The sequence below is a fragment of the Citrobacter sp. RHB25-C09 genome, from assembly GCF_013836145.1.
Taxonomy (GTDB): Bacteria; Pseudomonadota; Gammaproteobacteria; order Enterobacterales; family Enterobacteriaceae; genus Citrobacter_A.
Genome location: NZ_CP057483.1, coordinates 2,895,811 through 2,911,366, shown reverse-complemented (window position 1 = coordinate 2,911,366; position 15,556 = coordinate 2,895,811). Strand labels below are relative to the sequence as shown.

Genomic DNA, 15,556 nt, shown 5'->3' with positions numbered 1-15,556 from the left:
GCGTAGCGCCATCGGGCATTTACACTACTATTGCATCCCGCGGGTTTGCAGGAACAGAATGGTCGCGGCGACGCGTGAGCGCACGTTGAGCTTACGCAGCAAATTGCGAATATGCACCTTCACCGTTTGTTCAGAAATATTCAGCACTGAGGCAATCTGCTTATTAGACAGGCCTTGCGCCAGTTCATGCAGAACGTCCAGTTCACGCTCAGTAAGAACGCTAAACGGATCCTCTTCTTCGCCAAATAACTCGCGTTCGCGCAAATATTCACTGACGCGCTCGCTAAATACCTTCCCGCCGTTAGCGCCTTTGCGAATGGCATCCAACAACACTTCCGGATCGCTGTCTTTTAGCAAATACCCATCGGCACCAGCATCGATAAGGGCGTACACATCACTGGCGGAATCCGACACGGTCAGAATAATGATTTGTGCGGTGACACCATCGCGGCGCAGGGCGTTCAACGTATCCAGACCGCTCAGACCTTTCATGTTGAGATCTAGCAGGATCAAATCCGGTTCAAGGCGGTTCGCCAGATCAATCGCCGTTGCACCATCGCCGGCTTCGGCAACCACATCAAATGCTGGATCCAGCTCCAGTAATTGACGAATACCGCGCCGCATAAGGGGGTGATCGTCTACCACCAGCACCTGATAAGACGTTGCTTCAGGCATAGTCATCTCCCGAGATGTTATTAGAATCATTATTGTTTTTAGCGCCTGAAACGTCCAGGTTCATGGCAGCGTTGAGTACAGGAATTTTACCCCAGATTACGTGTGGGTACGTAGTAAAACCTGCACGAGACGTAGAAAGTCAAACGCGAACGGGCGATGGTGCTCTGAGAGAAAAGCAAGTCTGAAGGGCTGATACATGCCAGCCCTGCATGGTCAATGGTACAACATTCCCGTATCCGGCAGTAAAGGTGTCATAACAGATCATGAGAGATAAACATTTGCTGCTGATGGCCCACGCAGACCATTTATCCGACAAAACTCAACGCGTAGCCCTGGCATTAATTTTTCTGAATCACGGAGGTGAATGGCGGAAACGTGAAGCTGAACATCGGTACGACCATCGGAGGGGGTAATAAGCCCTTTGCCACTTTTGCAGTCAAAGGTTTTGACAATTCCTGTCATTTTACGGGACAAATAAATTCCTTAATGCTGATAACCCAAACCACTATACAGATGCAATCAATACGTGCCAACTAAAAAGGTTAAGGGTGGCATTTTATATCGAGAATGGCGCTATAGGTACTCAGGAAACGAATGTCGTTGCCGCAGCGGAAAATCCAGGTCATTGTTTCTACGATCACCCTGATGGAGATATGCAGTGAGAAGCATAATTAACCCAACAGCACAATTTCACTGCCGGGCTTAGCAAAACAGAATGCCAATGGCCTTACGTTTCGCGAAATTCTCAGGCAACCGCTTTGACGTTTGTCTGGAAGACCTTATTGCAATGCGGGCAGATTAAAAGAGCACCTTTTTGTACTCTTGAGAAACTGTGTTGCGATTCTTGAATGCAGTTTGGGCAGGAACAGGTGACAAGGTAATTGCGGCGTGATTTTAAGTCTTTACGTTCTGACATAGGCTTTTCCTGTGTAAATGGGCTTTAACAATACATCAAATAGCAAAAAAGATCTGGTATTTATATGTACTGTCTCAACATAGCTGGAATTTTAAGTGAGCGGTTTTTCAAATTTTTTGCCAGTAATCACGCTCTTTACCATTTTTCATAGCCCTGAAATGATGAACGGTTATTGCTACAGAGTGTGACTGTTTACTTACAAAACTAGACCTTGCTATGTGGTGCTAATCATGCGTTAATGAAAGCTGGTTTGTTACGAATTTATCTGAAGCAGTTACTGTAATATTTTTATTATTTGTTCCTATTGAGATTTCCTTGTCGGCTTTTTCTTTCTGATAATTTTTTTCGGACCATTCTGCCCAAGGGCTTACTCAAAAAGGTAATGATTATGTCTAATAAAATGACTGGCTTAGTTAAATGGTTCAACCCTGAAAAAGGGTTTGGTTTTATCACTCCAAAAGATGGCAGTAAGGATGTTTTCGTACATTTTTCTGCGATTCAGAGTAACGATTTTAAAACACTGAATGAGAATCAAGAAGTCGAGTTCGGTGTTGAACAAGGTCCAAAGGGGCCTTCGGCTGTAAATGTCGTCCCCCTTTAAGGATACTGCTATTACTAATAATATTCACTTTCGATGCCCTTGTTGCTATGGGTCTCAGTACAGAACATCATCTTTTGATGTCACAGATAAAAATCCTTTCGGTGCGAAATGCATTTTTTGTAAGACTACAATGATTACATTTGATAATGTTGCAATGTACATTCGTTCTGGTCAGACACCATTAGATTTCAGAAAATAAAATTTGGGCTCCTTTTGGAGCCCTTTTTTATGCCGTTCTTATTCATAGATTCATTACAGGAAAATTATGAAAAATGTAATAGTTTTTTTTAACTCAGCATCGGCGGTAGTAATGTCAATAATGAAGGCTAATACTACAATAATGTGTGAGTACCCGAATGGGGAAAAAGCCCGCCTACAAGTCATGTCCGCAGGTTTTCCATCTATTACAGGAGATCACAAAACTATTTATGTGGCCTCTGATCGGACTGTGTCTTCAGAAGAAATTTTAGAATCTGCATCTAAACTCTGTAAATAAAGACCGTTAATTAATTCATGAGTACCGTTATGCTGTGAAGCATTGTGCGATTCTTGAGCGAGATTAGGTCAAAGAATATTCACTAACCTCTTGATTATTGAAACTTTCCATCTTATCGTTTATATATAAATGGTAGTACAAGTTATCATATGAATCACAGGATCTGACGGGAAAGATGCCGTTACAGACCAGAAGAGGTGCATAATGAAAACCGAAGAGTTAAAAAGAAAAGCAGAAGCGGAAATTTCTGATTTCATTACTAAAAAAATAATAGAACTCAAAAAAAAGACAGGTAAGGAAGTCGCTGACATCCAGTTTATTGCCCGTGAAAAAATGACGGGGTTGGAAAGCTATGATATTAAAATTGATTTAATTTAACCGACATCGCCAACCCACATTTATGAGAGCATCATCGTTCCGTGAGATGATGCTAAACCACAGGCATAAAAAAACCAGCCGTTGAAGGCTGGTTTTTCTGGGGAATTTTGGTCGGCACGAGAGGATTTGAACCTCCGACCCCCGACACCCCATGACACCGCTTCTAAAGCTCTGTAAGTCGCTCCGTGCCTGGTGTCGTTAACCATTCGTATGTATAAACAAACAGTGCTTTTTTCGCAAAATTCGCGCTATACCCATCAATGGGTTACATGATGTTTTACCCCATAATGCTTTTACCTTTTGATCACAACCATTTTTTTTGATAAAAGTTTGCCACGGTTTCTTCCTTGACATAAGATTGTGTTGAAACCTCAGCATGACGAGGAGGAGTGAATGGCAATTATCAAACAAAGACCTTTCCATGACATGGTAGATTATGCTCGCATCAGAGTTGGTTCGAGAGGCGGTGCTTACATACCTTCCGAGGAAATCGCCAATCTCCCAGAAGTAAGGGATATGCAGCAACGTGCAGCAGCAATTGTAGGGCGTACAGTAAAAGTTCAGATTCAGCAAAAGGCAAAGGAAAAGGCTTAGTTAATTGATCGCTTTACTACTAATTCCCATTCTCGTTAGCGGCTACATTCTTGTAGTCGCTAATTTATATCATTACTATCAGTTGCATCGATGTGATGGACAACTTCTCTACTTAAAAGTTGCTGCTCATGGCACAATGAGCGTTGTTTTTGTAATCATAGCAGCGGTTATAATAAAGTTTTTTTTTCCAAATTTTCATCCAATAGGAATGTTGGCTGATACTCTTAATATTAAAAAAATAATAAATGATAATAAAGCTGAGACATGGCTTTCTCTAATTTCATTGTCATCAATTTTAGTTTCTTTAATTTGGGTGGTTATAATTTGGGCGAAGAATATGGTACTAGGTTTTTTTTGTGAAAAACAACATCATGAAAATGTTCTACACGCCAAAAAGCTTCGTGTTTTAAGAAAAACCATTTCCAATTCAACTTTGGATAGCATGCTTCTAGATGCACTGGAAAGTAATCCTAAGTCGCCAATGCTGATCACCTTGTCTTCAAGAAAGGTTTATGTAGGCATAGTAAACGGGATTCAGGAGCCTACAGAAAGTGAAGCTCCAAATAGCTATATATCAATTTTCCCTCTTATGTCTGGTTATAGAGATAAAGACACCCTGTCTATTACATTTACGAATTCCTATCCTTCTGAAGTAACAGTGAGTTCGGCTATTACATCTGATTCTCAGAAAAAATATAAAGTTAAAAATATGGATATATTATTTCGATCAGATGAAATTTCTCATCTTTCTTGGTTCGATTTTGAACTTTTCGAGCAGGTCAATGATTCTATGAAGGAAGAAACTATTGACCTGCGAACTGAAAATGATTCTATGAAGGAAGAAACTATTGACCTGCGAACTGAAACTTATCTAGGGAAACTAGCGAAACTTTTGAATAATTTCAAATTCCGCTAAAATTTCTGCGTGAGGTACACAGACCCAGTCGATATGATTTTGGGTATAAATCTTTGTTGATTTTACATCGCTGTGAGCCATTCGACTTTGTGGATCTACCCCTATCTTGTCAAATAGATGAGCTGCAAGCGCGCGAATTTCATGAAATGTTGGCCTTTCATCCATTGCGAGGTGATCGCATAACCCGAGTTTGTCGCGTATAGCAGAAAATGACCGACTTAAATAGTCAGGGGCTACCTGCGTGGGATGCGAGACTTCTTTACTCCGTTTTATCTGCCGTTCCGGGAGTCGATGAACGACATACGGACTTGCCACATTATCCCGGCTGTCATCAATGATACGCTTTAGTTCATCACCAATGGGGATCGCAACATGCGAGGCTTCCTTCTTCTGTACCTTTTGGCGGTGGATATAAAGCGTTCCATATATTCCATTCTCTGGTTGTTCGAGCCAGACACAACCACATACACCGTTTTTCGGTTCCCGAATTGAATACCGGATCCGCGATACTTCGAGCCTTGCATGTGTCGTCTGTAACGCTAGGTCCATCGCTGTTCTTAGCCATGGTTCCGCAGCGCGACGGATAGCCATGAAATGATCGAGAGACAGGCGTTGTCTTTTCTTCTCTTCGGTCCTGCGCATTTTCTTCCTGGTTGCCGGGTTATCGAGCATCAGGGATTCATCAACCGCATACGAAAACAGCTTTTTCAGGAAGCTGACTTTTCTGTTTTGCACGTTTGCAGACGCGCCGACATGGTATTGATTGATGTATGCGTTAACGTGCTCCAGTTCGATATCGCAGGCCGGAACATTCACGAAGAACTCTTTCACGCGTAGAGCGTCATTTTTCCAGTCATCCAGGGTGCTCTGAGAAGGGCGCTCGTCCTCAATAGCTCGGGCCATAATGCGATCCACATGTTCAGCAAATGGTTTAGCTTCACCGGTAACCCCACCAGATTCCCTAATGAGATTATCAACTGACGGAGAGAGCTCAGGTCTCATTCTCAGGTTGTACTCTCTAGCGATAGCTATTGCTATGGCTCGATCCTTACCAATATTTTTTTTCTTTCCGGTAATAAGTGTGAATTTATAAACCCCGCGTTCTTTATCAAAGACCAGATAGTCTGGCAGATGTCGGTATTCTCTTTTTCTTGGCCTTGCCGCCATGGTCAGCCCTCATTAATTAACTGGCGAACTGCTTGATTAACCATTGAGTCGACACCCCATTTCTCTGTTTCGCAGACAAAAACTGAACCGTCCACGATACGCCCCATGAGTAAACCATTCTCGACCCAACGTTTAATAGTTCGATTGTCAGGGACTGAGTCATTGGTGAATTCACGACGTCCCCATTGACTCGCCTTCATTAGCTTTGCCATGGCTGTTTCTCCACTTAGCCCGGCTGCACCCGGGCTGTAACATCAAATATCAGTGCTGGTGGTCGGTATCAATTTCAGCCAGATAGCGGACACGTATTTAGCCTGATGGCGCGCATCGGCCAGGGCGTTATGCATGTCTCCATCGAATGGCATATCTCGCTTTGGATCGAATCCTATCGTGCGACCGAGGGTTACGATTGTTCGAACGTCGTGATCATTCCAGAATTCCCACGGGCAAAACAAACCTGCACGTTCGTAGGCTCCGCGTAAAATGACATTGTCGAAGTTGGCACCGTTTCCCCAGACCTTCATATATTTCGGGTTGTCGGCGTGCCGGACAATAAACTGATCCAGTTCTGAAAGTGCATCGGAGATCGGCATTACATCATCAACGCAAATTGCCGCCCGCGCTTCTGCACTTTGTTTCATCCACCAAAGAATAGTATCGCCATCAGGAACTGCGCCTGACTCCATAGCGCTTTCGAGGCTGACTACCGCATAGAACTCGGGACCTAATTCACCGGATTGAGGATTAAAGAAAACAGCACCCAATGAAACGATCGGCGCATTTGGTTTTTTACCCATAGTTTCGAGGTCGATCATTAAATTGTTCACGTTATAAGGACTCCTGTTTTGATACTGCTGCAAAGAGCTCAACACCTTTAGCCCAAATTGCTTTGATGTTTGTCCAACTGGCAGGCACAGAAATTTTAGCGCGGCGGCGATATCCTCGATATCAATATCGTCAATGGTGGAGTTGATATAATCGAACTTCTTACCGGAAAGAGTCTGGATAAAACCCATCGTTAGTTCTCCTTAATTTGTGCGCTGCACCGCACGATTTTGGGTTGCACGAATCCCTCGCCAGATGGCGATATATAAAGGAATTACGCTTCAATAAATCCCCGCGGCGCCGGGGATTTAATGCTGAGCAATTACGCTTTAAAGTTACCGATGAAGGTTTCTACTGATTCACCGTCGAATTTACTGATCAGCAGATCGCGAAACTCGTTGGCGATCGCTTCTTCCTGGGCTTCCAGTTGGACGATACGCAGAACAAAGCTCGGCTCATCACCAGTCAACAGGCTGTTACGCAGACTAAAGCGGCGCTCGCCAAGCCCTTCATACGGCACACACTTGAACTCGAACGCCACCGGCATGACATCTTTGCTACTGGCTTCGACACTTTGCATGAGTGAACGTTTGCCCGCGAAATCACCTGTTTCATGATCCTGCTGGGTTGCCTGCTGAATAGTGATCCGGCGTACAGCCTGGGCGGCCTGGGAAATCTGAATCGTATTACCATCAGCATCGAACGCCAGAAGATAATCGCTCCAGTCTTCCAGCCATTCGGCGATTTGCTTTTGCTTCAGACGTTGGCCATCGATTTGCAGCAGCGCGCGGAACGGGGCTGTTTTCTTCAGGGTAATTGCGGCAACGTTATCGGCATGTCCTGGATTGTCCAGGGAGCCGATATTGAAAACCGATCGGGCGGTCATGTTGTCAGCGTCAATAAAGCAACGGGCGGGTTCGGCGGCGCTGGCGTAGCCCTTCGAGTATCGAGCGAAGTCATCAATGCTGGTCGTGGTCATTGCGCCGCGAAAGCGGAAACGCTCAAGAGAAAAACGCTCGAGGCTTTCAACGCTGGTTCCTTGAGGTAACAATGCGGTTGGACATGCCAGACCCTGAATATCATTCAGATGGTAGCCAGAAAGAACCAGGTCTTTTACCTGTTGAAATGTGCCGTTGTCTAACTGAGACATAGAAATTCCTTATTAACTGATGATCGAATTGGTATCAGTGAATTTGTTGCTGCGGATCACTGAGCCGCTTTAAGCTTTCCGTCCACCGCGCCGGTGATCCCGAACAGTTGCCCCTGATCCTCCTGGAGGATGGTGAGCTTCCCGCCTTTGTTGACCCACATAGGGGTTTCGGTTGTGTCCTCTTCAGACGCTTTACCGCGCGGCGTCGGGGTGCTGTAGTTCAGCTTGTGCTTGATCTTGACGCGCTTCTCTTCGACGGAATTACCCATACGCTCAAAATCAAAGGTGAGGACTACCTTGCCTTTGTTGCCGTTGTTCAGAACGCCGAGCGCGGTGGTATTCAACGCTGCGGCGATCTTGTTCATGAACACGCCGGCATCCAGTTCGCCCAGGAAATCGGGCACTACGGTCATGCGGTCATTACTCATCGTCTTAACCCTCGAGTTGGCGGTCGCAACCGCCAGTTAGTTTCTCCACAAAACAGACAAGAGCACCTGCGGCTGCAACCGCCCGGGTGGATTGGGTTATGAGCCCGTCGCCCGGTGATGCCCTTGTCTGTTTTGTAAAAAAGGGCGGTACCGAGGTAGAACATTATCTTCGTCCTCCTTTTGTCAGGTTGAAGACCCTGGTACCGCCAAGACTACACACAGCTTTCTTACTTCCTGGTACCACGCTGGCTACGTGATTGGGTTGTGGCGCCAGATGCTTATCTTCTGGTTACCTCTAAGGGCTGCACTTCACCACAACTGCAAGCGCACTCCGCCGTTTCACACCTGTCACCCATAACTGGTAAGTGAAGGAGTGCGCTTGCATGTTGTGCCCTGAAAAGGCTGGCTGACACCCTCAAGGGGAAAGTGAACAGCCAGAACAGGGAACTTTCCGTGGTAACCAATGGTTCCTACGGTGTAATTGAAATGTACCTTTAGTTACCATTACGGTCAAGAGTGTAATGTACTTTTTGTTACCTTTCGGTGTAAAAAAAAGCCAGCGGGGTCGCTGGCATTACATGATGGGGTTAGGACTATAGGTTTTGCGTAATCTGAACAACCTTTCCAACGATTCTGCAATTTCCGTCAATCTGAATGGGTTTAAACGCAGGATTAAGAGGCATGAGATACGCAAAAGGGCTATCCCATACTAACTTTTTCACCGTAGCTTCAGCGGAACCATCCAAAACCGCAACTACGATCTTCCCATAAAGGTCATCTAGCTGACCATAGTGTGGTTCAACGATTACGATAGAGCCTTCAGGTATTGAAGGTAGTCCATGTGGGTTTGTCATCGATTCGCCGCGAACGACTAGACCAAAAACTTCATCAGAAACATTAGCAGTTGTTTGAGTCCAAGAAATCACATCAGTCAGCCTTGAGCATGCATAGGTATCAGTCCACAGGCCTGCCTGCACAGCAGAAATAATAGGGACGGCGGTTGGTGATTTTAAGTATGGCACTAATTTTGTGTCATCAACTTTTCCATCATCACCCTGACCATAGAGAATCCATTCCGGGGTAGTTTGTAGCGCCAGCGCTAACTGATGAAGGTTCTCTCCATCTGGTTTTGTGGTTCCGCTTTCCCATTTTGTTACAGATACACGGCTAACCCCCAGCTTTTTAGCTAGGGTCTGCTGCGTTATGTCGAGCTGTACACGCCTTGATCTGATCCGGTCTTTCATCTCTGTTTTCATGTAACGAATGTTACATTGTTTTCCTGTAACTGTTGTTTGCTATTTGATGTACCTTTTGTTACCTTTAGGCCGTAGGTTAACCAGGAGGGAACATGCGTAAATCAGAAGTTCTTGAGCATTTTGGCGGTGTATCCAAAACCGCATATGCACTCGGTATTTCTCACCCAGCAGTTTGCAGATGGGGTGAAGTCATACCAGAGAAACAGGCCTTTGTGATCGAACGAATCACAAAAGGCAAATTGAAATATGACGCTGGTCTTTACCAAAAGACTACAGATTCAGCAGCCTAAACGTAACCACAGAAGAGAGGAACAAGCCGTGGGAAAAGAACCCGAATGGAAAGTTGATAAGCAACCATCCTGGCTGGTGGGCGCAATCAAAAAGACGATCACCGAATTGCCTGGCGGTTATGCCGAGGCTGCTGAGTGGTTGGGCGTTACTGAAAATGCACTGTTTAACCGCCTTCGGGCTGATGGTGATCAGATCTTCCCGCTTGGCTGGGCAATGGTGTTACAGAGAGCTGGTGGCTCAAACCATATTGCGAATGCTATCGCACGTCACTCCAACGGTGTTTTTGTGCCTTTGGCTGATGTTGAAGAGATTGAGAACGGCGATATCAACCAGCGCCTGATGGAGTCAGTCGAGTGGATTGGCAAGCATTCACAGTACGTTCGCAAGGCAACAGCCGACGGCGTGATTGATGAGAAGGAACGCGCGCAGATCGAAGAGAACAGCTATCAGGTGATGGCTAAATGGCAGGAACACTTAACGCTTCTTTTCCGTGTTTTTTGTGCGCCGAAAAAGAGTGACGCCCGCGAGTGTGCAGCTCCGGGCGCCGTGGCGTGTCGTATCAGTGGAGAAACTAACGCATGAACAGTTTAACGGTAAAGAACCGCATACCGCAACTACGTGCATTCCCGGTTCAGGGTTACATCATGTTTCGGTATGAGCGCATGGTATCAGGCCGCTGGGTTCCGTGTAACCACAGTCGGGCGATGGCAATTGTGGGGGTATGGCGCCGTAGAGGGGAATCCTTATGCGAGAACTTAACCGATGGTTCAAAGACCACTACGGCATCCCCGTTCGCGTTATCAGATGGGAGCCGGAAACTCACCGCGGTATCTACCTGCGTAAAGGCTATGAGCATGAGTGTTTCAGCCCGCTTGAGCAGTTTCAGCGAAAGTTCAGGGAAATAGAGGGCGACTATGAGCACTAAATTAACAGGCTATGTATGGGATGCCTGTGCAGCGTCAGGAATGAAGTTATCCAGCGTGGCTATCATGGCGCGCCTGGCTGATTTCAGCAATGACGAAGGTGTCTGCTGGCCTTCCATCGAAACAATTGCGAGACAGCTTGGCGCAGGCGTCAGCACTGTCAGAACGGCAATAGCGAAGCTTGAAGCCGATGGCTGGTTGTCACGCAAAGCGCGGCGACAGGGCAATCGAAATGCTTCCAATGTTTATCAGTTGAATGTGGCAAAACTCCAGACAGTTGCATTCGCTCACCTGTCAGATTCTGACCCGTCAAAATCTGACGCATCAAAATCTGACCAGTCAAAATTTGAGGCGTCAAAATCCGCTCAGAATGGCGGTTTTCACCCGTCAGAATCTGGCGGGGATCCGTCAGTAAATTCAACTACTGATCCATCAGGTAAAAAACCTTCTTGTCCGGTTGCGTCGCAACCAGACCCGGAAGTGGCGATCACTGATAACGCCATTCTGGTTTTAACCCATTTGAACCAGGTCAGCGGCTCCCGGTACCAGAAATCAAAAACCTCGCTGGAAAATATTCGTGCTCGTCTGCGTGAAGGTTACAGCGTTGCTGACCTGCAACTGGTTATCGACCTGAAACACGAGCACTGGAACGGCAACGATGAGCAGTACCAGTACATGCGCCCAGAAACACTGTTTGGCCCGAAAAAATTTGAGGGGTATCTGCAAAGCGGGATCCGCTGGGACAAGAAGGGGCGTCCGCCACGTGAATCCTGGGGCGAAAAGAAACATGACCCAATGAAGGTCGGTCCGGTTGATACCAAAATTCCAGAGGGGTTCAGGGGATAATGACAAACAAATATTGCCAGGCGTTGGCGGAACTGCGTAGCAAACCAGCCCACGAACTGAAAGAGGTTGGCGATCAATGGCGTACTCCGGATCTGTTGTTTTGGGGGATCAACGCAATATTCGGGCCGTTGGTTCTGGATCTGTTTGCTGACGACGATAACGCGAAGTGCCCGGTCTGGTACACCGCCGAAGATAACGCGCTGGTGCAGGACTGGTCGGAAATGCTGGAGTCAATCGGCGGAGCCGCATTCGGGAATCCACCATATAGCCGCTCTCAGTACCACGAGAAACAGGCGATCACCGGCATGACCCACATTATGGATCACACAATGGAGATGCGTGAAAAGGGTGGGCGTTACGTGTTCCTCATTAAAGCGGCGACAAGTGAAACATGGTGGCCGGAAGACGCCGATCACATCATGTTTATTCGTGGCCGTATTGGCTTCGATCTCCCTGTGTGGTTTGTTCCTGCTGACGATAAGCAGAAACCCACTGGTGCTTTCTTTGCTGGCGCCATTGCAATCTTCGATAAGTCATGGCGCGGCGAGCGTTTCAGCTACATCAGCCGTACCGATCTGGAGGAAAAAGGGAAGGCGTTTATGTCGCTGGTCACATTTGCCGCTGGTAAGGCCCAGCAGGCAGAAACAGTAAGGCCTGTTACGCCGCTGACGTTGCCAGAAGTCGAATCGCGTATCTGGCCTCTCGAGGTTGGTCTGGTGTTTAACCAGGTGGATGGCGTTGACGCCCTGACTGAGTCACAGCAGAACAAGCTGAAAGGCAATATCAATCAGCTATGGCTTGAACGTATGCCCACCAGCGAGATCATTGCCGTTGCTTCTGCTCAGATGGTCAACATTCTGGAGGAAAGCGCGTGAAAGAAATTCTCACGGCTCGCCAGCAGCATGTACTGGAGACCTTGATCAGCTTTCAACGCGAGCATGGCTATCCTCCAACCAATACAGAACTTTCGGGGCTGCTGGGATGCAGATCCCCAAATGCAGCTGCGGATCATCTGCGCGCGCTGGAGAGGAAAGGGGCTATCACCCTGACGCGTGGTGTTTCGCGGGGAATAGCCATCAACGATCTGGAAAACGTTGCTGATGCAGATTCCCTGCTGCATGCGCTTGTGAATGGTGAGGATGGTGCGAAGGACCGCGCAATCGCCTATCTCAAGAACAAGGGGATCCGGCTATGAAACTGGTGCTGCCGTTTCCTCCAAGTGTGAACACATACTGGCGCGCTCCGAATAAGGGGCCGCTTGCCGGTCGTCACCTGATAAGTGCCAAAGGTCGCCAGTTCCAGTCGTCAGCATGTGCGGCAATCATTGAACAACTGCGCATGCTCCCTAAGCCGTCATCGTCACCGGCGTCTGTCGAAATAATCCTGTTCCCGCCGGACAACCGGATCCGGGATCTGGATAACTACAACAAAGCGCTGTTTGACGCTCTTACCCACGCTGGGATCTGGGAGGACGACAGCCAGGTGAAAAGAATGCTGGTGGAGTGGGGGCCGATTATCCCGAAGGGGAAAGTGGAAATCACGATCACCAAATTTGAACCGGGGGCGGGTGCAGCCGCCTGATAAGTGGAGAGCAATTATGAATCAGTTAACAACCGAGGCGTTAACCATGTCCAGCAGTGATATCGCTGATTTAGTGGAATCACGTCATGACCACGTTAAGCGCTCAATTGAACGGCTGGCAGAGCGCGGTGTTATTAAACTCCCCCCGATGGGGGAAGTTAAAAATCACCTCAATCAGTCGGTAGCCGTCTACCTGATAGGAAAGCGGGACAGTTATGTGGTTGTGGCTCAGTTGTCGCCTGAATTCACTGCGCGGCTCGTTGATCGATGGCAGGAACTGGAGCAGGCGCAACAGCTGGCGATCCCTCAGTCATTCTCAGAAGCCCTTCGGCTTGCCGCCGATCTGGCGGAGCAAAAGCAGAAACTAGCCACTGAACTGGCAGCCGCGGCGCCAAAGGTGGAATTTGTCGATCGCTACTGTTCTGCCAGTGGGTCAATGTCGTTTCGACAGGTGGCAAAATTACTTAAGGCAAAGGAAAACGAGTTCCGTCTGTTTCTGATAGATCGCGGCATCCTTTACCGCCTGGGCGGTACGCTTACACCGATGGCGGCGCACATTGATGCGGGGCGATTTGAGGTTAAGACTGGGACCTCTGTCACTTCAAACCACGCATTCAGCCAGGCGCGGTTTACGGCTAAGGGGGTGCGCTGGATCGGCGGTCTATGGGCGGAACATATTGCTAAGGGGCAGGCAGCGTGAGGGCTTTGCTGACACCTGAAATTGCTCATCGAATGGGGGTTGTGCTTTTCCGTCCCGGCGCTGAACTGATGCCGCTATTCATGCGCGGTCGGGTCTTACTCGAGCCAGAACCGGAAAACATGGCCTCTTACGATACTGGTCCTGTGCCGGCAGCGGTTCAGCCCCTGGCAGACGATCCGGTAATGAGTGAGATATTTGAGGATCAGCGCGTTATTCAGCGCGCTGGTGGATTGTCTTCGCTTGATGACTGGTTAAACAAAAAGTTCGAATGCCAGTGGCCCCATTCAACATGGCACGACAAGAATTTTACGATAATGCGGCATAAGCCAGGGAGTATCCGGCTGTGCTGGTACTGCGACCACACCCTCGCTGGACAATACACGGAACAGCTTGCAGGTATAGCCAGCAAAAACCTGGTATCCTGGATTATGTCAGTCATCCGTACGGATTTAGGTTTTCCAGAGTCGCATGTTCTGACCCTCCCGGAGCTGTGCTGGTGGATGGTCAGAAATGATCTGGGCGATGTTATTCCTGAAAGTGTTGCGCATAAGGCGCTGAGACTGCCGGCTGAAGAACCGAAATCGCTCATGCGAGAAAGCGATATTGTGCCCTCGTTACCGGCCACCAGCATTGTGCAGGAGAAGGTGAAGAAGGTACTGACGCTCAGGATTGATCCGGAATCGCCGGAAAGCTTCATGCTACGCCCGAAGCGGAGACGCTGGGAAAATGAGAAATACACGCGCTGGGTGAAGGCTCAGCCGTGTGCCTGCTGCGGTACGCAGGCAGATGATCCGCACCACCTGATAGGTCACGGTCAGGGTGGTATGGGGACAAAAGCGCATGACCTCTGGGTGTTGCCTTTGTGCAGAAAGCATCACGACGAGTTACATGCGGATACCGTGACATTCGAAGAGAAATATGGCTCGCAGCTGGAGTTGATATTTCGTTTTATCGATCGCGCGCTTGCAATTGGTGTGCTGGCGTAAGTGGAGAACACGTATGAACCTTGAATCATTACCAAAATTTTACTCACCAAAATCACCGAAACTAAATGATGAAACGCCGGGAACCAGCTCTGAGGCATTAACAATCACTGATGTGATGGCTGCGCAGGGTATGGTGCAGTCAATGGCACCACTTGGGTTTAATCTGTTTCTGGCAAAGATGGGAATACAGGATCCAGCACCTGCACTGGAGGGGCTTTTTAACTACGCCCTGGCAATGAAAAATCCGGTATTACAAAAACTAAGTGAGAAGTCTCGTCTTGAAATTCTTCCTGTACTGGTGAAGTTTGCATATGAGGACTATTCCCGTTCAGCGGCGAGTAAATCAGTTTGCCCACATTGCAATGGTGAAGGGGTGTTACGTTCAATGTGTGATGTTGTAAAACACCCAGGCGTAAAAGGTGTAGAGCCGATGATCCGCAATGAGGAAGTCGAAGAAGTTTGCCAGCATTGTAAGGGTAAGGGAACTATCTCGACAGCATGCAGAGGATGTAAGGGGAAGGGAACTGTACTTGATGAGAAGCGCACGAAACTCCATGGCGTGCCAGTGATGAAAGTATGTGGTCGTTGTAATGGCAACCGTTACAGCAGGCTGCCAACGACAATTGCCAGGGAGCAGGTGCAAAGGGTCATTCCTGATTTGACAAATTACAACTGGTACAGCGGTTATGGTGAAGTGATCAATAAGCTGGTCACTAAATGCTGGCAGGAAGAGGCATTCGCAGAGCTACAATTACGAAAAGTGACACGATAGCCACATTTTTAATGATTTTCGCTGCGCGATGCTTGCAATATTCAAAAAATGTGGT

At 47.7% G+C, this 15,556-nt stretch carries 25 protein-coding genes and 1 tRNA gene; 16 read left to right on the top strand and 10 right to left on the bottom strand.

What is annotated here, in order from left to right:
- Positions 1-27: 27 nt before the first annotated feature.
- The 3 genes from narP to HVY19_RS13680 form a co-directional block, all read right to left on the bottom strand.
- On the bottom strand, positions 28-675 hold the full coding sequence (gene narP / locus HVY19_RS13690; protein WP_181681113.1) for a nitrate/nitrite response regulator protein NarP: 648 nt from the start codon (positions 673-675) through the stop codon (positions 28-30).
- A 261-nt stretch (positions 676-936) separates the two neighbouring features.
- Positions 937-1,149, bottom strand: coding sequence for a cold shock-like protein CspF (cspF, locus tag HVY19_RS13685; RefSeq protein ID WP_181681112.1), 213 nt, complete (start codon positions 1,147-1,149; stop codon positions 937-939).
- A gap of 271 nt (positions 1,150-1,420) precedes the next feature.
- Positions 1,421-1,591, bottom strand: coding sequence for a YnfU family zinc-binding protein (locus HVY19_RS13680; RefSeq protein WP_181681111.1), 171 nt, complete (start codon positions 1,589-1,591; stop codon positions 1,421-1,423).
- A 388-nt stretch (positions 1,592-1,979) separates the two neighbouring features.
- On the opposite strand from HVY19_RS13680, the gene HVY19_RS13675 reads away from it, so the two are divergent.
- The 4 genes from HVY19_RS13675 to HVY19_RS13670 all read left to right on the top strand — a co-directional run bounded on the left by HVY19_RS13675 (position 1,980) and on the right by HVY19_RS13670 (position 3,066).
- Positions 1,980-2,192: a cold-shock protein gene (locus HVY19_RS13675; RefSeq protein WP_181681110.1), complete on the top strand. Its 213-nt coding sequence runs from the start codon at positions 1,980-1,982 to the stop codon at positions 2,190-2,192.
- Positions 2,176-2,391 (top strand): cold-shock protein, encoded by a 216-nt coding sequence (locus HVY19_RS20810; RefSeq protein WP_249419083.1) that lies wholly within the window; start codon positions 2,176-2,178, stop codon positions 2,389-2,391. The genes HVY19_RS13675 and HVY19_RS20810 overlap by 17 nt, the downstream gene beginning before the upstream one ends.
- Positions 2,392-2,457: 66 nt before the next feature.
- Positions 2,458-2,688: a hypothetical protein gene (locus HVY19_RS20805; RefSeq protein ID WP_249419082.1), complete on the top strand. Its 231-nt coding sequence runs from the start codon at positions 2,458-2,460 to the stop codon at positions 2,686-2,688.
- 204 nt (positions 2,689-2,892) lie between these two features.
- The gene (locus HVY19_RS13670; RefSeq protein ID WP_181681109.1) at positions 2,893-3,066 is read left to right on the top strand and encodes an addiction module toxin, GnsA/GnsB family; all 174 of its coding nucleotides are present in this window, start codon (positions 2,893-2,895) and stop codon (positions 3,064-3,066) included.
- 108 nt (positions 3,067-3,174) lie between these two features.
- On the opposite strand, the gene HVY19_RS13665 is transcribed toward HVY19_RS13670, so the two are convergent.
- Positions 3,175-3,257: transfer RNA gene (locus HVY19_RS13665), tRNA-OTHER, on the bottom strand.
- Positions 3,258-3,459: 202 nt separating this feature from the next.
- Between HVY19_RS13665 and HVY19_RS13660 the strand changes: the two genes are divergently transcribed.
- Together HVY19_RS13660 and HVY19_RS13655 are read left to right on the top strand one after the other, a co-directional pair.
- On the top strand, positions 3,460-3,660 hold the full coding sequence (locus tag HVY19_RS13660; protein ID WP_181681108.1) for a hypothetical protein: 201 nt from the start codon (positions 3,460-3,462) through the stop codon (positions 3,658-3,660).
- Between the two features lie 4 nt (positions 3,661-3,664).
- On the top strand, positions 3,665-4,576 hold the full coding sequence (locus HVY19_RS13655; RefSeq protein WP_181681107.1) for a hypothetical protein: 912 nt from the start codon (positions 3,665-3,667) through the stop codon (positions 4,574-4,576).
- Here HVY19_RS13655 and HVY19_RS13650 read toward each other — a convergent pair.
- From HVY19_RS13650 to HVY19_RS13625, 6 genes are all read right to left on the bottom strand, one after another.
- Entirely contained in the window at positions 4,541-5,743 is a 1,203-nt protein-coding gene (locus tag HVY19_RS13650; RefSeq protein ID WP_181681106.1) for a phage integrase Arm DNA-binding domain-containing protein, read from the bottom strand. The genes HVY19_RS13655 and HVY19_RS13650 overlap by 36 nt on opposite strands.
- Positions 5,744-5,745: 2 nt before the next feature.
- Complete coding sequence (locus HVY19_RS13645) at positions 5,746-5,955, bottom strand: hypothetical protein (protein ID WP_181681105.1); 210 nt, start codon at positions 5,953-5,955, stop codon at positions 5,746-5,748.
- A gap of 42 nt (positions 5,956-5,997) precedes the next feature.
- A complete protein-coding gene (locus HVY19_RS13640) occupies positions 5,998-6,570 on the bottom strand; it encodes a 3'-5' exonuclease (protein ID WP_181684284.1) in 573 nt (190 codons plus the stop codon).
- A 320-nt stretch (positions 6,571-6,890) separates the two neighbouring features.
- Complete coding sequence (locus HVY19_RS13635; RefSeq protein WP_181681104.1) at positions 6,891-7,718, bottom strand: DUF2303 family protein; 828 nt, start codon at positions 7,716-7,718, stop codon at positions 6,891-6,893.
- A gap of 56 nt (positions 7,719-7,774) precedes the next feature.
- Entirely contained in the window at positions 7,775-8,146 is a 372-nt protein-coding gene (locus HVY19_RS13630; RefSeq protein ID WP_001515608.1) for a hypothetical protein, read from the bottom strand.
- A gap of 593 nt (positions 8,147-8,739) precedes the next feature.
- Entirely contained in the window at positions 8,740-9,402 is a 663-nt protein-coding gene (locus HVY19_RS13625; RefSeq protein WP_181681103.1) for a S24 family peptidase, read from the bottom strand.
- A 92-nt stretch (positions 9,403-9,494) separates the two neighbouring features.
- Here HVY19_RS13625 and HVY19_RS13620 point away from each other — a divergent pair, with 92 nt between their 5' ends.
- The 10 genes from HVY19_RS13620 to HVY19_RS13575 all read left to right on the top strand — a co-directional run bounded on the left by HVY19_RS13620 (position 9,495) and on the right by HVY19_RS13575 (position 15,501).
- Positions 9,495-9,692, top strand: a complete 198-nt coding sequence (locus HVY19_RS13620) for a Cro/CI family transcriptional regulator (RefSeq protein ID WP_072040068.1) — start codon at positions 9,495-9,497, stop codon at positions 9,690-9,692.
- Positions 9,693-9,720: 28 nt separating this feature from the next.
- Positions 9,721-10,275: a YmfL family putative regulatory protein gene (locus HVY19_RS13615; RefSeq protein ID WP_125339915.1), complete on the top strand. Its 555-nt coding sequence runs from the start codon at positions 9,721-9,723 to the stop codon at positions 10,273-10,275.
- Positions 10,276-10,438: 163 nt separating this feature from the next.
- Positions 10,439-10,618, top strand: coding sequence for a DUF4222 domain-containing protein (locus HVY19_RS13610; RefSeq protein WP_181681102.1), 180 nt, complete (start codon positions 10,439-10,441; stop codon positions 10,616-10,618).
- Positions 10,608-11,462, top strand: a complete 855-nt coding sequence (locus HVY19_RS13605; protein ID WP_181681101.1) for a conserved phage C-terminal domain-containing protein — start codon at positions 10,608-10,610, stop codon at positions 11,460-11,462. Before HVY19_RS13610 ends, HVY19_RS13605 begins: the two co-directional genes overlap by 11 nt.
- The gene (locus HVY19_RS13600) at positions 11,462-12,337 is read left to right on the top strand and encodes a phage N-6-adenine-methyltransferase (RefSeq protein WP_181681100.1); all 876 of its coding nucleotides are present in this window, start codon (positions 11,462-11,464) and stop codon (positions 12,335-12,337) included. The genes HVY19_RS13605 and HVY19_RS13600 overlap by 1 nt, the downstream gene beginning before the upstream one ends.
- Positions 12,334-12,657, top strand: coding sequence for a LexA family transcriptional regulator (locus HVY19_RS13595; RefSeq protein WP_181681099.1), 324 nt, complete (start codon positions 12,334-12,336; stop codon positions 12,655-12,657). Before HVY19_RS13600 ends, HVY19_RS13595 begins: the two co-directional genes overlap by 4 nt.
- Entirely contained in the window at positions 12,654-13,043 is a 390-nt protein-coding gene (locus tag HVY19_RS13590) for a RusA family crossover junction endodeoxyribonuclease (RefSeq protein WP_181681098.1), read from the top strand. Before HVY19_RS13595 ends, HVY19_RS13590 begins: the two co-directional genes overlap by 4 nt.
- 16 nt (positions 13,044-13,059) lie before the next feature.
- Positions 13,060-13,743, top strand: a complete 684-nt coding sequence (locus HVY19_RS13585; protein ID WP_090049447.1) for a DNA-binding protein — start codon at positions 13,060-13,062, stop codon at positions 13,741-13,743.
- A complete protein-coding gene (locus HVY19_RS13580) occupies positions 13,740-14,729 on the top strand; it encodes a DUF968 domain-containing protein (protein WP_181681097.1) in 990 nt (329 codons plus the stop codon). Before HVY19_RS13585 ends, HVY19_RS13580 begins: the two co-directional genes overlap by 4 nt.
- A gap of 13 nt (positions 14,730-14,742) precedes the next feature.
- The gene (locus HVY19_RS13575) at positions 14,743-15,501 is read left to right on the top strand and encodes an antitermination protein (RefSeq protein WP_181681096.1); all 759 of its coding nucleotides are present in this window, start codon (positions 14,743-14,745) and stop codon (positions 15,499-15,501) included.
- Positions 15,502-15,556 lie beyond the last annotated feature (55 nt).

Coding starts and splice junctions, on each gene's coding strand:
- HVY19_RS13635 (WP_181681104.1), bottom strand. CDS start 7,718: ATGTCTCAGTTAGACAACGGCACATTTCAACAGGTAAAAGACCTGGTT.
- HVY19_RS13625 (WP_181681103.1), bottom strand. CDS start 9,402: ATGAAAACAGAGATGAAAGACCGGATCAGATCAAGGCGTGTACAGCTC.
- HVY19_RS13585 (WP_090049447.1), top strand. CDS start 13,060: ATGAATCAGTTAACAACCGAGGCGTTAACCATGTCCAGCAGTGATATC.
- HVY19_RS13575 (WP_181681096.1), top strand. CDS start 14,743: ATGAACCTTGAATCATTACCAAAATTTTACTCACCAAAATCACCGAAA.
- HVY19_RS13645 (WP_181681105.1), bottom strand. CDS start 5,955: ATGGCAAAGCTAATGAAGGCGAGTCAATGGGGACGTCGTGAATTCACC.
- HVY19_RS13600 (WP_181681100.1), top strand. CDS start 11,462: ATGACAAACAAATATTGCCAGGCGTTGGCGGAACTGCGTAGCAAACCA.
- HVY19_RS13650 (WP_181681106.1), bottom strand. CDS start 5,743: ATGGCGGCAAGGCCAAGAAAAAGAGAATACCGACATCTGCCAGACTAT.
- narP (WP_181681113.1), bottom strand. CDS start 675: ATGCCTGAAGCAACGTCTTATCAGGTGCTGGTGGTAGACGATCACCCC.
- HVY19_RS13605 (WP_181681101.1), top strand. CDS start 10,608: ATGAGCACTAAATTAACAGGCTATGTATGGGATGCCTGTGCAGCGTCA.
- HVY19_RS13620 (WP_072040068.1), top strand. CDS start 9,495: ATGCGTAAATCAGAAGTTCTTGAGCATTTTGGCGGTGTATCCAAAACC.
- HVY19_RS13630 (WP_001515608.1), bottom strand. CDS start 8,146: ATGAGTAATGACCGCATGACCGTAGTGCCCGATTTCCTGGGCGAACTG.
- HVY19_RS13610 (WP_181681102.1), top strand. CDS start 10,439: ATGCGAGAACTTAACCGATGGTTCAAAGACCACTACGGCATCCCCGTT.
- HVY19_RS13680 (WP_181681111.1), bottom strand. CDS start 1,591: ATGTCAGAACGTAAAGACTTAAAATCACGCCGCAATTACCTTGTCACC.
- HVY19_RS13590 (WP_181681098.1), top strand. CDS start 12,654: ATGAAACTGGTGCTGCCGTTTCCTCCAAGTGTGAACACATACTGGCGC.
- HVY19_RS20810 (WP_249419083.1), top strand. CDS start 2,176: ATGTCGTCCCCCTTTAAGGATACTGCTATTACTAATAATATTCACTTT.
- HVY19_RS13670 (WP_181681109.1), top strand. CDS start 2,893: ATGAAAACCGAAGAGTTAAAAAGAAAAGCAGAAGCGGAAATTTCTGAT.
- HVY19_RS20805 (WP_249419082.1), top strand. CDS start 2,458: ATGAAAAATGTAATAGTTTTTTTTAACTCAGCATCGGCGGTAGTAATG.
- HVY19_RS13675 (WP_181681110.1), top strand. CDS start 1,980: ATGTCTAATAAAATGACTGGCTTAGTTAAATGGTTCAACCCTGAAAAA.
- HVY19_RS13660 (WP_181681108.1), top strand. CDS start 3,460: ATGGCAATTATCAAACAAAGACCTTTCCATGACATGGTAGATTATGCT.